Source organism: Pedobacter sp. AC379, assembly GCF_979258145.1.
Genome location: NZ_OZ409839.1, coordinates 1,621,056 through 1,635,222, shown reverse-complemented (window position 1 = coordinate 1,635,222; position 14,167 = coordinate 1,621,056). Strand labels below are relative to the sequence as shown.

Genomic DNA, 14,167 nt, shown 5'->3' with positions numbered 1-14,167 from the left:
TGTTTATATCTATTTTTTCTTTCGTTCAATTAATTTTGGTAAAACTTCAGACAGGCTTTCCATCTGATAAAAATTTTCGTGTTCGATGGTATGTTCAATGCTTTCGTGTATCCAGGTGGTTTGAAAAGGAATGTGTACCGCGTGGCCACCAATATTCAATACTGGCAGTACATCCGATTTTAATGAATTGCCCAGCATTAAAAATTCTTCTGGCTTACAATCAAGGTGTTTAAGTAATTTTCGGTAATCACTTTCCTGTTTATCGCTCATAATCTCGATATGGTGAAAATAATGATCAAGACCTGATTTGGTAAGCTTACGCTGCTGATCCAGCAAATCGCCCTTGGTAGCCACCACCAATCGGTATTGCCCATGCAAGGTTTTGAGTACATCTTCTACACCTTCGAGTAAAACAACAGGTTTATTGAGCATTTCTTTCCCCAATTCTATTGCTTTTCCCATAATTATGGGGTCAATTTTCCCCAATGTTATGGTTAAAACGGTTTCCATCATACTCAACACAAAACCTTTAATACCATAACCATATAGGGGTAAATTGGCAATCTCAGTTTTATAAAGTTCGGCCAGAATGCTGTGCCGTGGCATAAAATCTTCTAAAAGCCCCGCAAATTGCTCTTCCGTTTCGCGGAAATAGGGTTCGTTTACCCAAAGAGTATCATCAGCATCAAAAGCAATTACGGTAATTTGATTTTTCATTGTTATGCTTACTTTAGTGCCACAAAAGTAACCCAAGAGATCGTGTTAAAAAAGGACATTTGTCTCGACTATATCAATATGCTACGGACCAACCTTACTTTCTTATCTTTTATTGAACGATTTTGTTCGGAAAATAAAGAAGAAAAAATAACATTAAAAAGCTTTAAGGCAGGATATAGATTTATAGAGCAGGGAGAGAAAATAAGCAACATTTACATCATCAAGGAAGGGATAAGCAAATGTTTTATTTCTGAAGAAAATGGTAAAGATTTTATTATCGAATTTTTAGGTAAAGGGGAAGTGGCCGGCGAACTCGAAGCCATTAAAAAGATAGACTGTTTATGCACCGTGGCTGCAATCAGTGATGTTACCGCCTATGTTATCCCTGATTTTCTATTCCTATCCCTTATAAACAGGAGTAGTGAATTTACTACAATCCTGCTTCAGGAATTATCCACCAGAATTATACAAACCAGTACAAGGGCATCTTTTCAACAATTATATACATTGGAATATGCGCTATTAAAATTACTCAAACTGCAGGCCGACGAACATATCTCCATCTCCAAAGAAGACATGGCTGCCTACCTGGGCATATCAGTAAGAAGCTTTAACAGAAGCTTAAAGCAAGTACTTGATAAAGGAGGTTTTGATACGCCTGAATTTGAAAATATACTGCTGTTGCCCAACATGAAAAAACTGGTGGAAAAACTTAAATAATTGCCTCATTTTATGGTATAATTATTGCAAGGAATATATTTTTAATTTAACTGTAACGTTTTGCTGTTTAAACACGTTTAGGTTAAAAAAAAATGCGCGGCTTTGCGCAATTGCGACTACACCAACAACCACATATACAAATGAAACAAAACCGCCAGTACAGCTTAAAATTTCCGAGTTAATCAGTATTGAGGAACCGATCTATTCAGAATAGATTACTCCGACTTATGATGATATCCTTAACTATCATTTATATAACGCGTAAACAAACCGTTTAACGCAATTTACTGATTATAGCTAATCTAATTAAAATGAGCGCTTACATTAACATTTACACAAACTCTTTAACCGACGACCTCATTCCAACAATTTTAAAACGTTTGAACGAACACGAAAATGTGTTAGACATCAATTCGTCCTTTTCATTTAGAAACCCTAACGGAAATTTAACGATCGTTTTTAAGTGGGATAAACCAAGCCTGGAAATATTTAACGAAAACAGCCTTAAGTTAAATTTCGCTGTATCGCTTAAATCTTTCGACTTAAAAGAATACAAGAAAAAGCTTTTTAAAGAAAAAATCATTAAGCAGAGTCTGGTTCAAAAGATTTTGGGATTATTTAAAAAGAAAAAAAGAAAAGTTGCAAAACCGGTTAAGCTAAGTGCTGAGGTTGAAGCAAAACTTCAAAACTACAACAAAGTATTTTCGCTTAAATACCATTCAGGTGATGTTTTCGAAAATCACTTTGCAACCCTAATCGGTGCAATAATTACCGAACTTACAAATGGTGTTTGTCATTTTACACAAGAGAACGTTTGGTACGATTCAAAAAATGCCTTAACGGAATCACTTGTTAACTTGTACACCCTGGAAGAATTGCCAAACCACATTAATAAAAATGCGGTAGCTATTGCCATCTAGGTAAATATTTAAGCCAATATTAATTTCCGGTTTCACCGTGAATTGATATTGGCTTTTATTTTATCATCCTTCGTGCCGGATTCCTTATTCAATACCCGGCCAGCCATTAAACATTTCCTGGCTAAACTTGTTAATTAAATTTAACACAAACAAGTATGGCCGATAGCTTAATAATTAACGGAAGTGCCAGGTTGAATGGCAATACGCAAAAATATATCAGCAAACTTACCGAAGAAATTGCTTTCGATCAGATTAACCTGTTAGAGCACCATTTTCTTCCCTACAATTACGAAAACCAATACCCCACGGAAGATTGTTTCGAAACCTTTGCCAAAGAAATATTGTACCACAAACACCTAATTTTTGCTACTCCCGTTTACTGGTACGCCATGAGCGGAAGAATGAAAAATCTGTTCGACCGCTTAACAAATTGGGTAACCTTAAATAAAGATGTGGGCAGAAACCTGAAAGGTAAAACCATGCAATTAATTGCAGTTGGCACCGATGCTGACTTACCTGATGGATTTACCACGCCATTTTACATGACAGCAAATTACCTGGAGATGGACTATAAGGGCCACTTGTATTTTAATTCGGATGTTAGGCTTAATGATGATGAATTTGCAGAAATGAGGAAATCTTTCTTTAGTTTTATAGCCATATAATAGCTGTTTGTTATCGCTCAAAAATTTATATATCCAAAAATTCTATTTAAAGCAAAAGCATGAACGTAGAAGAAGTTTTTAAGAACAATGAAAAATGGATTGCCGATAAACTGGCCATCAATCCTGATTATTTTACAGAATTATCCAAAGGCCAGAGCCCTGAGTTTTTGTATATCGGCTGTTCTGATAGCCGTGTAACCGCCGAAGATTTAATGGGTATCCAACCGGGGCAGGCTTTTGTGCACAGAAATGTTGCCAACCTGGTAAATAACGTGGATTTAAATGTGATGACGGTTTTAAATTATGCCGTGCGCCATTTAAAGGTTAACCATATTGTGGTTTGTGGCCATTACAATTGTGGGGGCGTTAAAGCAGCCATGCAGCCAGCAGATTTGGGCATTTTAAACCCCTGGTTAAGAAATATCCGCGATGTTTACCGCATTCACAAAGATGAACTGAACGCCATTGAAAACGAAGATTCGCGTTATAACCGATTGGTAGAACTTAACGTACAGGAACAATGCGTTAACCTGCTAAAAACCGCAGCCGTGCAGGAAGCTGTTACCGCACGCGGATTAACCGTACAAGGGTGGGTATTCGATATCCATACCGGCCGCTTAATCGACCTGAAAATTGATTTCGAGAATATACTGAAGGATATTAAGGAGATTTATAACCTGTATTAACAGTTTGGGGTGCGCCCTGGAGCGTTTGGTGTTCAAGGCTGCATAAAAAACAGATATTTGAAATAAAGAAGTCAAGTTTAAAAAACTTGACTTCTTTGACATAAAAACCGCAAATCATCGACTATGAAATGCAGAATAAGGATTAACCTACCTGCCCATCCAACCGCCATCAACGGTTAAAATTGTTCCATGCACATAATCACTTGCAGCAGAAGCCAGAAATAATGTCGGTCCTTTAAAATCTTCTGGTATTCCCCATCTTCCGGCAGGAATACGGGATAATATAGAGGTGCTTCTATCCTGATCTTCGCGCAATGCAGAAGTATTATCGGTTGCAATATAACCTGGCGCAATGGCATTTACATTTACGCCTTTTGATGCCCATTCGTTAGCAAAAGCTTTGGTTAAAGATGAAATTGCACCTTTACTTGCCGCATATCCAGGAACGGTTATACCACCTTGAAACGACAATAAGGATGCCGTAAAAATCACTTTTCCACTACCCCTGGCAATCATTTCGCGCCCAATTTCCCGGGTTAAAATAAACGGAGCAGTTTGGTTTACCGCAATTACCTCATCCCAATATTCATCCGGATGCTCAGCAATTGGTTTGCGTAAAATAGTACCTGCATTGTTAACAAGAATATCAATAACGGGATGATCGGTCTTTACCTGCGCAGCAAATTCAAGCGTATTTTCACGTTTACCAAAGTCGCACTGGTAGGCATAAAACTTTCTGCCTAAGGCTACAATTTCCTTTTCTACAGCACTTCCCTGCAATTCTAGACTTGCAGAAACACCAATAACATCGGCGCCTGCTTCGGCCAGTGCTAAAGCCATTGCTTTCCCGATACCTCTTTTACAACCGGTAACTAATGCAGTTTTACCTGCTAAATCAAATATGTTCGACATGTTTTTTAATCAGATAAATTGCTTCTTATTTCAGTTCGGTAATGGCACAGTGGTCCATATCGCCATAATCAAGGTTTTCACCAGCCATACCCCAAATAAAGGTATAATTGCTTGTACCTGCACCAGAGTGGATAGACCAGTTTGGCGAAATTACTGCCTGATCGTTCTGCATCCAAATGTGGCGGGTTTCTTGCGGCTGCCCCATAAAATGGCAAACACTTTGCCCTGTTGGAACCTCAAAATAAAAATAAGCTTCCATTCTCCTGTCGTGCGTATGCGCCGGCATGGTATTCCACACGCTACCCGATTTTAACTCGGTCATACCCATCTGCAACTGGCAAGTTGGCAACACGCTGTTTACCAATAATTTATTGATGATTCTGTGGTTCGCTGTTTCTGGTGTACCCAATTCTACAATTTCTGCTTCAGCCTTGCTTACCTTTTTGTTTGGATAAGCGTGGTGTGCCGGGGCAGAATTGATGTATAATTTAGCGGCTTCACCCAGAATTGCAGATTCGAAAAACACCTCTTTAGCACCTTTTCCAATGTAGAGAGCTTCTTTATAGTCCAATTCGTATTTTTCGCCGTCAGCAGTAACAATTGCTTTTCCGCCTACATTGATAATACCAAGCTCCCTGCGTTCTAAAAAATAGTTTGCTTTTAAATCATCAGGATTCGGAAGGGCTATTTTCTGATCAACAGGCATAGCACCACCAACAATATACCTATCGAAATGAGATAAGGTTAAATTTACCTGGTTGGCCTCAAATACGTTTTCAATTAAGAAATTATCCCGCAAAGCTGCGGTATCCATTTGTTTAACTTCTTTGGGACTTTGCGCGTAACGGCTTTCAAATTTATTCATTGGTTAAAAAATTGAGTTTTGGGATAAAAATCTGACTCATATTTCAGATCCTATCCGCAAATATATTTATACGATACTTAATTTTGGTATTAATACTCAACTTTATAATCCTTTTTAATGGTTTCTCCGCCCCAGGCTTTCAAACTCGTCCATGGCGCAGGTGCATCCGTCCAGAATTTATTATCAGCGGGCAGGCCCAAAGTTAAAAAACCTAAAGTTGCCATATATAAACTTCCAGTTGAGGTATAGGTATCGGCCACTTCTGGTTGATGACCGTTAAAACCCAACACCAACCAGCCTTTATTGTCGAAATTCTGGTTTCCATCATAAAGTTTATGCATTATAGCAGTTAAACCACCGCGAACCTGTGCTGGTTTTACATATTCGGGCAATTTTTCCATTAAGGCTGTTTGAGCCAATGCCTGAAAGGCAGCTGTACGGTAGGTAATCGATCGGCCATAAGCAGGGTAAGTCCCTTCCGGGGAAATAATTCTTTCTAAATATTCCGAATAGCGCACCATTCTTTTCAAGGAAAGGTCGTAATCGGCCTGCGGTGCTTTTTTCTTATCAACCAAAACTTTTAAAAGGTCAACAAGCATCGGATGGATCACGAATGAGTTGTAATAATCCATGCTAAATTTTTCACCGTCACTGTACCAGCTATCGCCCACATACCATTCTTTCATTTTGTTGATCGAAAACTGAACACGTGCAGGATCATACTGCTCGCCAATGCTCAACAAAAAACCTTCAGTTAAGCCAGAAAATAAGAGCCAGTTGTTGTAGGCCCCGCTCCGGGTGCGTAAAGATTTAAATTCTTCTATAAATCTTTTTTTAGTCGTTTCATCAAGCGGTTCCCATAATGCTTTTGGGGCACGCAAAAAAGCATGCGCAACGTAAGCGGCATCAACAATCGGCTGACTTTCTGATCGGTAACTGATGTAATCCGGACTTTCGGGATTAACCGAATTGGCCAAAGCTTTTAAAAGTTCGGTGCGCATGGTTTTTCTGAGTTTTCCTTCAGGGGTTTCATCATCCGGTAAAGCCAGCCAGGGTGCAACACCAGCAATGGTACGGCCCAAAGCTTCCAGATAGGTAACTTTTGCTACGTTTAAGCCATAGCCTGGCGCTTTTTCTAAAGGCATATTTTTCTTTAAAGTTTCGTTTGCCAGGTTATGAATTACCGGATAAGCGATTCTGTTTAAAGTTTTTACCCAAAAAGCACGGTCTTCTGCACCGGTTTCAGGTTTCTTTTGTGCATAAGCAAACTGAGAAAAAATCAGCAGGGCAGAAAAAATTACTTTACATTTCATTTTCATTATAATGTGAGTGATAAAACTCAAGGTTAGATTAAATTATTTGGAGAGCGGGTTTTTATGCTAGTATTCAGTTTCTTTACGCTTTCCGGGTCTAGGCAGCATTGCAGGCCTTAATATTACTAGTTGGATGCTTAGCCGACAAACATGAATTTCTGAAAGTCTTTGCACAAACCCACTGTTCATAAACCCGGTAGTAGCGGTAGCCTCCGATTTTTCATCGGAGCTGTAGCGAATAACGGGGCTACCGCATCCGAAGCACTGCTGAACTTTTATTTCCGAATAAAACAAAAATTCATTATCCGGCTAATCCAAAACAGCTATTCCGCTTAAACCTGTATTTAACATTTCTACAAATACCATTTTTTATACCGCGCCAAGGCCTCTAAATAATAATAATCGGCATAAATTAAAGGTACATCAATTTCACTGTTTAAAGGATAAGCGCCAGTACTGTGCATCAATAAAAAGCCTCCGTTTTCGCCCAGCTTTGCGTGGTATTCGCTGCTTGAAAGGGAATAAATCATGGTTTCGGCTGCCGATTTAAATTCTGTTTTCTCACTTCCGGAGGTATATTGACCCAGCTCCAATAATGCCGAAGCCATTAATGCACCCGCAGAAGCATCCCGCTTTGCAAACGGAATACCCTGTGCATCAAAATCCCAGAATGGAATTTTATCTGCAGGCAGGTTTGGGTGGTTAAGAATAAAATGTGCTATACCTTTTGCCTGTTTTAAATAAACCGGATCCTTAGTAAAACGGTACATCATGGTATAACCATACAGCGCCCAGCCCTGTCCGCGTGCCCATGCAGAGCAATTTGCAGCACCCTGCCATGTCGCTTTTCTAATTACAGCTCCTGTTTCAGGGTTATAATCAACCACGTGGAAAGAGCTGAAATCGGGGCGGAAATGGTTTTTTAAAGCCGTATTTGCATGGATAACCGATATTTCCTTATACTTTTTATTGCCTCCATTATCACTCACCCAGTTCATCATTTCAAGGTTCATCATGTTATCGATAATTACGGGGCATTCCCATAGTTTACTCTTATTCCATGATTGGATTGATTTTACTGCCGGGCGGTAGCGTGTAGCCAACGATTCGGCCGAACGCTCAATTACAGCCTTATATTCTGGCTTACCGGTTAATCGGTAAGCGTTGCCAAAGCTACAGTACATCATAAATCCCAAATCGTGGTTGCCGGTATACGTTTGGTTTGGCTCAATTACTTTTAAAGCTTTCTCGGCCTCCTGTTTAACCTCTGCATTTTTAGTCTCTTCGTATATGTACCACAAACTGCCAGAGTAAAAACCGCTGCACCACCACTTAATGTCGTAATTTACAGGTTTCCCTTTCTCAAAAGTTTGTGGTGTTTTTCCTTCGGGAATATTTTTACCCAGCACTTTATATTGATCAAGGGCGAATTTAAATTCATCGTTGATTAACTGGGCCATAGGCTTCTTTGCGGCTTGGGCAAATGAAACCGAACTGCTTAACAACAGCAATGCGACAGCGAGATTGATTTTTTTCATAATTAATAATGTGTATTATTCTTTAATTTTAAAAGTTGCCGTTGCACCCGAAAGTGCACCGGCAGGTAGATTGCAATTTATATTTTGAGGTTTTAACATGGCCGGTAGTTTTAAAAGCACATTGATGCTTGCATTTTGCTGCGCCGGATCTGCGATGTAAAGCGTAGGGTTTTTACCATTTATATTTTTAATGTAAACAGTACAAGCCTGATCTACACGGAGTGATAAGCCATCTGCATTCAGCGTGCCCGGTTTATAAAAGACGGCTTGCAACATATTTAAACCAGTGTGTTTTACCGCCTGTATCTCGTCGGTATTTTTTAATATCTCAATCATCGATCGGTTATACTTTTTTAATCCGGCTACATCTATCCCTGGCACAACAATATATTGGTAACTGCCATTTTGTGGATTTTGACCATGGTTTAACCACATTTTAAAAACATTATGCTTTAACTCGGTTTTACTTTGAAAATGGTTAACGCGGTACCAACTTCCACTTTGGGCTTTAGTGCTGATTTCCAAATTCCCACCATGGGGAAAAATATACCCAATACTATCGTGTAATGCCCAAACTTCGCTCTTGCCATTTTTCTGTATGCCGTTAGAAGTTGATACGTTACTACGCAACCATACCTGATTGATTGTGGTGGTGATATTTTGTATAGCATTGCTGTTAATCCCGGCACCTAAACAAACCACTTCCTGATCAAAAAAGAACCATGCCTTTTTAGCCTGAACGCTGTCATAATTCAAATCGTAACACGAAACGCCATAAAAGCCATCACTTACCCCGCCCACAAATTTGGTGCTGCCAGGTATACCCCATTCTTTTAATACTGTTGCGCCACTGTCATCAGCATAATCCCTGCTGGTAGTGCCCGGAATTTTATCCCATTCCCAAACGGGCATCAGGTTGGCATATTCTGACCCGCTACGTTGAATATTTGTTGCCCCATCGGGGAGAAATTTCCCCAATATGTTTTCATTATTGCCACGTTCCGTTCTTAGCGTTCTGCTCGATGCCGTTTGAACACTGAAAGTATAAGCCTTACGGAGGTGCAGGGTGTAACCACTTTTCCAATATTGGCTATGGGAAGCTGTTATTCCGTAATCAACAGGTTTTTTGCCTGATGTTCTGAGTTGTGCTGCATCCCAATAATCGGCATTTTCGGGGTCGAACAGTTTAATTTTGCCTACCATACCGCCCATGCCGCTACTTAAGGAGTCTTTACGACTAATCCCCCGTCCGCGTACGTTAAAATCATAAAACGATCCCCTTACCGTTTTGAGGAAAGTATTTTTGAGGTAGTTAACCAAAATAGCCAGTTGATCTTTTGGCAGGGCATATTCCGTTCCACGTAAATAAAAAGCAGCGTTCACCGAATTTCCGGCGAATACCCTGCCATAACTCGCAATGGCCTGCTGTTTACCATGCTGGTAATAACTTCCATCCACCTGAACGCCTTCTTTTCCATCTGCAATGGTTATCGGTTCGAACAGGTATTTCGCGGCAGAATCCAACGTTGCCTTATTTTGTGTTAAGCAGGCCCTGTAGAGATAGTGCAGTGCCTCATCAGAAGTATTGGCACCATCACCGGTTTTTAACTTTCTGATCATTCTATTAATCAAGGCATTTTCTAGCTCAACAGGGAGTTGCGTTTTCGCATTCCGCATTAAAATTAACGTTTGGCCAATGGCCTGTGGATAAAAAATATCGTTGTACCACCAGTTTTTGTTCTTTGGATTTTTATCCAGCCAGTTCTGCAAAGCTTTCACAATTGCACCATACATCTCTTTATTTTGATACAGCTTATTTGATTGCCTTATATAAGCAGTTGCCATATCTTTTATTCTGTTTAGCGGATCGTATTGTGCATCTGCATAATTAATATCCGTCCAGCTTCCATCCGGAAGTAATGCCGGCAGGTTTTTATTTATCCTTTTTGTTAGCACGCCATCGTTTATGCCTACCTGCAAATCCAGATTGATACGCTCCATAATAATGGTATAGGGTTTTTGCTGTGCGCTTACAAAAAAGCAGCTTAAACAAACAAAAATTACCGATAAATTTATTTTCAACCCTTTTCCTTTTATCCTCACCATCATTTTCTACGGTTTAAAGGAGTTTTGTAAACCCTAACATAATCTACCTCATATTTTAATGGTAAAATCGCTTCTTTTAATGGCCCGCCCAGCGTTCCCTGCCTGCCCAAAGCCAGGTTAAGCAGCAGGTAAAATTCTTTCCTAAAAGGATTATCTACTGCGTGATCTGCTTTTTTAACATCAAATACCATATACTTTAAATCATCATAATAGAATTCAATTTTGTCTTCATCCCAATTAATGGCATACACATGAAAATCTTCCCATGGTTTACCCACCACAGGTTTTTCCCCCTGGTGTTTATAGGTATTGGTAGAATCTGCATAATGTACCGTTCCGTATACCTGTGTAGAATCTTTACCCACAAATTCCAAAATGTCAATTTCGCCGCAATTGGGCCATTTTACCTGACCGCGGTTGGTACCCAGCATCCAAATGGCAGGCCATGCACCAACACCCTTACATACTTTTGCCCTAACCTCTACCCGGCCATACTTAAAATGCTGCTTCCCTAAAGTAATTACACTGGCTGAGGTAAAATGCGCACCTTCAAATTCTTCCTTCTTTGCTTCTATTACCAGTTTTCCATTTTCTACCCTGGCGTTCTCCAACCTGTTTTTTGTATAAAGCTGTGGCTCTTTATTGCGTACAAATCCTTGCTCGTAAGTCCACTTTTTAGCATCGGGCAAACCTGTATAGTCAAATTCATCGCTCCAGATCAATTTCCGCTTTATGCCATCGCTTTGCGCAAAACAGTTATAGCCAACCAGACAAAACAGCAGGATTAATAGTTGTTTCTTCATAAAAGTATTTTGTAAATGCGGCTGGCATTAAACTGGTTAAGCAGCCGCATTTGATGTTAAAGGATAACCTTAATATTAAATTCTTTTATTGTTGATTTACTTTGGTTGGGATTAACATTATAAGCCACAAAAGTTGCCTTGTATTTACCTACAGCAGCATATTTATAAGCGTATGATGTGGTAGCAGATGCGGTTATGTTTTTAACCGTGGCGGTTGCAATATCTGGAGAAACGCGACCAACATACAATGCCTTACTTACAATCCAGCTGGTGTTTGTTGGAAGTGTAGCCGCGCCACCTACAATGGTGAGCGCTGTGGTAGTGGCTACCCAGCGCGCGCTAGCAGGTGTCCAAACGTTGCCATAACGTGTCCAGTATGCATTATCACTCGCTAACGAACTTAAGTTAAAGCTATAATCGGCCAATACATTGTTTACCGTATAATTGGTAATGGTCCAGGTTCGCTGTGTTGAGCCTGTTACGCCCGAATATTTAAAGGCAATAAAAAGTGAATCATTTATACCACTTACCAGATCAGCTAAATTAATATTGCCTGTATTTACTGCGGTGGCACTCGTAGCCAAAGGTGTACGGGCTGTAATGTTTGTCCACGCTGCATTTACAACCGTTGCTGAATCTCTTGAGGGCAGCCTGTTGGTAGCCAGAACCTGCAAAGTATTGGTTTGTGTACCAAATTGGGCAGTACTCGTAAAAGATAGCGTTGGTAGGCCCTGCGCCATTGCCCTATCTCGGTACTCGTACTTATTGCCTGGGGTACCGCCCCAAAAAGCAATATTATCGGCATAGCCATCTAGCGCAAACTTACAGGTATCGCCCAGTTTAAAAACCAGTGTATCGCCAATGGCGGCACGTGCATTAATAAGGTTAATGCCAGCGGTTGGTGCATCTGTTGTAAGGTCTTTCTTGCATGCGGTAAAAAACAAAAGTGCAAGCAAACCTATATTGAATAGATATTTCATCTTCTTTTTCATTTTTGATTTGGTTAATATCCTGGGTTTTGAGTTAAATCCTTATTTAGGTTTAACTCGTAGGTTGGTTTCGGGAGCAGTACATGCCTTTGGGTGATTCCGGTAATTCCGCTATAACCGACCGCATTGCCTGTTGTTGCTGAAACGCCATTGGCTACAGCGTAGTTGGCAAAGTTTTGCATATCGCCCACAAAATTGCCCCAACGGATAAGGTCGGCCTTGCGGTAGGCCTCAAAGCATAACTCGCGCATACGTTCATCTCTAATCGCCAATTGAAAATCGGCTTTGTTCAGTCCTGATGTTAACAGGTATTCGCTACCGTTTGTAATGCTTGCTGTAGCTGTTGCAGTAACTCCAGTAGTTGGTGCAGCAATGCTTACCGTTGGTGCACTGGTAAAATACGGACCTGCAGCTGTTAAATTCCCCCTGCTGGTTAACTTAATTCCGGTTACCACGCCTCCTGTTGATACTACCGCTACCCCAGTAGCACCCGAGCCACCGCCACCGCTGATGGTTACCACCGGAGGGTTGGCAGCACTATAACCTGAACCTCCGTTTACCACCGTAATATTTTTTACAATATTACCATACAAGGTTCCGTAAGCCCTTTTCCGCACTTGATTAATGGCATCGTAAGCGGCAGCCGTTGGACCGTTAAGCTGATTTTCTGCTTCTGCTTTCATCAATAGCACATCCGAATAACGGATTACAGGCCAATTGATATTGTAACTACCCAAATTCCTTGAAGCTTCCGGACAGTATTCGCGGCGGAATTTACCACACATCATTTGCCATGGATTTGGCTTTTCTGTTTTACTCCTCACGCCAGTGGTTGTATTTACCGTCCAGATAAAATCAGCACAGTTCCAATCTCTTCTCGTATCTAACGATGCTTTGTTTACCAATGTGCTTGTTGGCTCTACCTCGTAACTATCAAATAACTTTTTGGTGGTTTGTACCCAGCCAACTGCCGAATAAGATGCGGGATCGAAAGTGCCGTTAACGGTAAGAATAGCCGATTGTATGCCCACAAAGTTTCCGATATCGTTACCTGTTTTATTGGTTACACCCGCAGCAGCCCCTGCCGATCCCCATTCTAAAATATCTTCCTTTACATCATATTTATCCTGGCACAAATTGATAAAAACCTGCTTATAATCCGGATTTAAGCCATGTAAGCCAGAGCTGATTACTTTATCAGCATACAGCACCGCATCGGCATATTTAGTGGCATCATTGGTTGGATAACCCGCCCAATACAGGTAAACGCGTGCCAACATGGCTTGTACAGCCGTTATGGTTACCTGGTCGTTATAACCCAGGCTTGTGGCCGTTCTTCCTTGTAATAAGGTTTCGGCTTCTTTCAAATCGGTAACAATCTGCGCATAAACTGCTGACTGCGGTGAAGCCGGAATATTGGTTTCGGCAATACCCGGGCTATGCAGAATTACCGGCACTGCACCAAAATTTGTAGTGAGGATAAAATAATTGTAAGCCCTTAAAAACAAAGCCTGGCCTTTAATGTAACCGCGTTGTTTTTCATCCATTGTTGGCTTGTTAATGTTATCAATCAACACATTTGCATTGTTAATGCCCAAATACGGCCAGCGCCAAACATCGGCAACATAAGCATGCCCGGCATCGTACGAATAGTATAAACCACGTGCCTCGCCGTTTACCGGCCGGTTCGGCAACATTTCGTCAGTTGCGCTTACAAAATTAAAGTTCAATACCTGCCCGTACATCCGCTCATACATCATATTGCTGTAAATACCGTTAAGTGCCACCTGCAACTGATCTGCTGTTTCGTAATAATTAGATGGGCTGTAGAAATCTGTTGGTTCAGTATCTAAAAATTTTTTGCATGATGATGATAATGCCATCACAAATAAAAAAGCCAGAATATATTTATTTTTCATTGTTTTATTTTTTA

General features: G+C 40.5%; 13 protein-coding genes. 4 read left to right on the top strand and 9 right to left on the bottom strand.

The genetic code is table 11. The annotated features are described in order from the left end of the window. Window positions 1–9: 9 nt before the first annotated feature. Entirely contained in the window at window positions 10–717 is a 708-nt protein-coding gene (locus ACZZZW_RS07240) for an HAD family hydrolase (RefSeq protein WP_463492712.1), read from the bottom strand. Between the two features lie 78 nt (window positions 718–795). Between ACZZZW_RS07240 and ACZZZW_RS07235 the strand changes: the two genes are divergently transcribed. From ACZZZW_RS07235 to ACZZZW_RS07220, 4 genes are all read left to right on the top strand, one after another. Beyond that, window positions 796–1,437 (top strand): Crp/Fnr family transcriptional regulator, encoded by a 642-nt coding sequence (locus ACZZZW_RS07235; protein ID WP_463492711.1) that lies wholly within the window; start codon window positions 796–798, stop codon window positions 1,435–1,437. A 311-nt stretch (window positions 1,438–1,748) separates the two neighbouring features. Continuing rightward, window positions 1,749–2,357: a hypothetical protein gene (locus tag ACZZZW_RS07230; protein ID WP_463492710.1), complete on the top strand. Its 609-nt coding sequence runs from the start codon at window positions 1,749–1,751 to the stop codon at window positions 2,355–2,357. A gap of 155 nt (window positions 2,358–2,512) precedes the next feature. Further along, window positions 2,513–3,022, top strand: a complete 510-nt coding sequence (locus ACZZZW_RS07225) for a flavodoxin family protein (RefSeq protein WP_463492709.1) — start codon at window positions 2,513–2,515, stop codon at window positions 3,020–3,022. Window positions 3,023–3,081: 59 nt separating this feature from the next. Further along, the gene (locus ACZZZW_RS07220) at window positions 3,082–3,708 is read left to right on the top strand and encodes a carbonic anhydrase (protein WP_055911385.1); all 627 of its coding nucleotides are present in this window, start codon (window positions 3,082–3,084) and stop codon (window positions 3,706–3,708) included. Between the two features lie 147 nt (window positions 3,709–3,855). Here the strand turns inward: ACZZZW_RS07220 and ACZZZW_RS07215 are convergent, their stop codons facing one another. The 8 genes from ACZZZW_RS07215 to ACZZZW_RS07180 form a co-directional block, all read right to left on the bottom strand. Then, window positions 3,856–4,620 (bottom strand): SDR family NAD(P)-dependent oxidoreductase, encoded by a 765-nt coding sequence (locus ACZZZW_RS07215; RefSeq protein ID WP_463492708.1) that lies wholly within the window; start codon window positions 4,618–4,620, stop codon window positions 3,856–3,858. 25 nt (window positions 4,621–4,645) lie between these two features. Then, complete coding sequence (gene kduI, locus ACZZZW_RS07210; RefSeq protein WP_463492707.1) at window positions 4,646–5,485, bottom strand: 5-dehydro-4-deoxy-D-glucuronate isomerase; 840 nt, start codon at window positions 5,483–5,485, stop codon at window positions 4,646–4,648. 89 nt (window positions 5,486–5,574) lie between these two features. After that, window positions 5,575–6,798: a DUF2264 domain-containing protein gene (locus tag ACZZZW_RS07205; RefSeq protein WP_463492706.1), complete on the bottom strand. Its 1,224-nt coding sequence runs from the start codon at window positions 6,796–6,798 to the stop codon at window positions 5,575–5,577. 353 nt (window positions 6,799–7,151) lie between these two features. Further along, on the bottom strand, window positions 7,152–8,336 hold the full coding sequence (locus ACZZZW_RS07200) for a glycoside hydrolase family 88 protein (protein ID WP_055911391.1): 1,185 nt from the start codon (window positions 8,334–8,336) through the stop codon (window positions 7,152–7,154). A gap of 15 nt (window positions 8,337–8,351) precedes the next feature. After that, window positions 8,352–10,445, bottom strand: a complete 2,094-nt coding sequence (locus ACZZZW_RS07195) for a polysaccharide lyase family 8 super-sandwich domain-containing protein (RefSeq protein WP_055911393.1) — start codon at window positions 10,443–10,445, stop codon at window positions 8,352–8,354. Further along, a complete protein-coding gene (locus ACZZZW_RS07190) occupies window positions 10,442–11,245 on the bottom strand; it encodes a glycoside hydrolase family 16 protein (protein WP_055911395.1) in 804 nt (267 codons plus the stop codon). The genes ACZZZW_RS07195 and ACZZZW_RS07190 overlap by 4 nt, the downstream gene beginning before the upstream one ends. 56 nt (window positions 11,246–11,301) lie before the next feature. Further along, complete coding sequence (locus tag ACZZZW_RS07185) at window positions 11,302–12,237, bottom strand: DUF5017 domain-containing protein (RefSeq protein WP_055911397.1); 936 nt, start codon at window positions 12,235–12,237, stop codon at window positions 11,302–11,304. Window positions 12,238–12,248: 11 nt separating this feature from the next. After that, entirely contained in the window at window positions 12,249–14,153 is a 1,905-nt protein-coding gene (locus ACZZZW_RS07180; RefSeq protein ID WP_463492705.1) for a RagB/SusD family nutrient uptake outer membrane protein, read from the bottom strand. Window positions 14,154–14,167 lie beyond the last annotated feature (14 nt).

What these genes read in the sequence shown, in the direction of transcription:
- ACZZZW_RS07240 (WP_463492712.1), bottom strand. Translation starts at nt 717, where the DNA reads ATGAAAAATCAAATTACCGTAATTGCTTTTGATGCTGATGATACTCTT.
- ACZZZW_RS07235 (WP_463492711.1), top strand. Translation starts at nt 796, where the DNA reads ATGCTACGGACCAACCTTACTTTCTTATCTTTTATTGAACGATTTTGT.
- ACZZZW_RS07230 (WP_463492710.1), top strand. Translation starts at nt 1,749, where the DNA reads ATGAGCGCTTACATTAACATTTACACAAACTCTTTAACCGACGACCTC.
- ACZZZW_RS07225 (WP_463492709.1), top strand. Translation starts at nt 2,513, where the DNA reads ATGGCCGATAGCTTAATAATTAACGGAAGTGCCAGGTTGAATGGCAAT.
- ACZZZW_RS07220 (WP_055911385.1), top strand. Translation starts at nt 3,082, where the DNA reads ATGAACGTAGAAGAAGTTTTTAAGAACAATGAAAAATGGATTGCCGAT.
- ACZZZW_RS07215 (WP_463492708.1), bottom strand. Translation starts at nt 4,620, where the DNA reads ATGTCGAACATATTTGATTTAGCAGGTAAAACTGCATTAGTTACCGGT.
- kduI (WP_463492707.1), bottom strand. Translation starts at nt 5,485, where the DNA reads ATGAATAAATTTGAAAGCCGTTACGCGCAAAGTCCCAAAGAAGTTAAA.
- ACZZZW_RS07205 (WP_463492706.1), bottom strand. Translation starts at nt 6,798, where the DNA reads ATGAAATGTAAAGTAATTTTTTCTGCCCTGCTGATTTTTTCTCAGTTT.
- ACZZZW_RS07200 (WP_055911391.1), bottom strand. Translation starts at nt 8,336, where the DNA reads ATGAAAAAAATCAATCTCGCTGTCGCATTGCTGTTGTTAAGCAGTTCG.
- ACZZZW_RS07195 (WP_055911393.1), bottom strand. Translation starts at nt 10,445, where the DNA reads ATGATGGTGAGGATAAAAGGAAAAGGGTTGAAAATAAATTTATCGGTA.
- ACZZZW_RS07190 (WP_055911395.1), bottom strand. Translation starts at nt 11,245, where the DNA reads ATGAAGAAACAACTATTAATCCTGCTGTTTTGTCTGGTTGGCTATAAC.
- ACZZZW_RS07185 (WP_055911397.1), bottom strand. Translation starts at nt 12,237, where the DNA reads ATGAAAAAGAAGATGAAATATCTATTCAATATAGGTTTGCTTGCACTT.
- ACZZZW_RS07180 (WP_463492705.1), bottom strand. Translation starts at nt 14,153, where the DNA reads ATGAAAAATAAATATATTCTGGCTTTTTTATTTGTGATGGCATTATCA.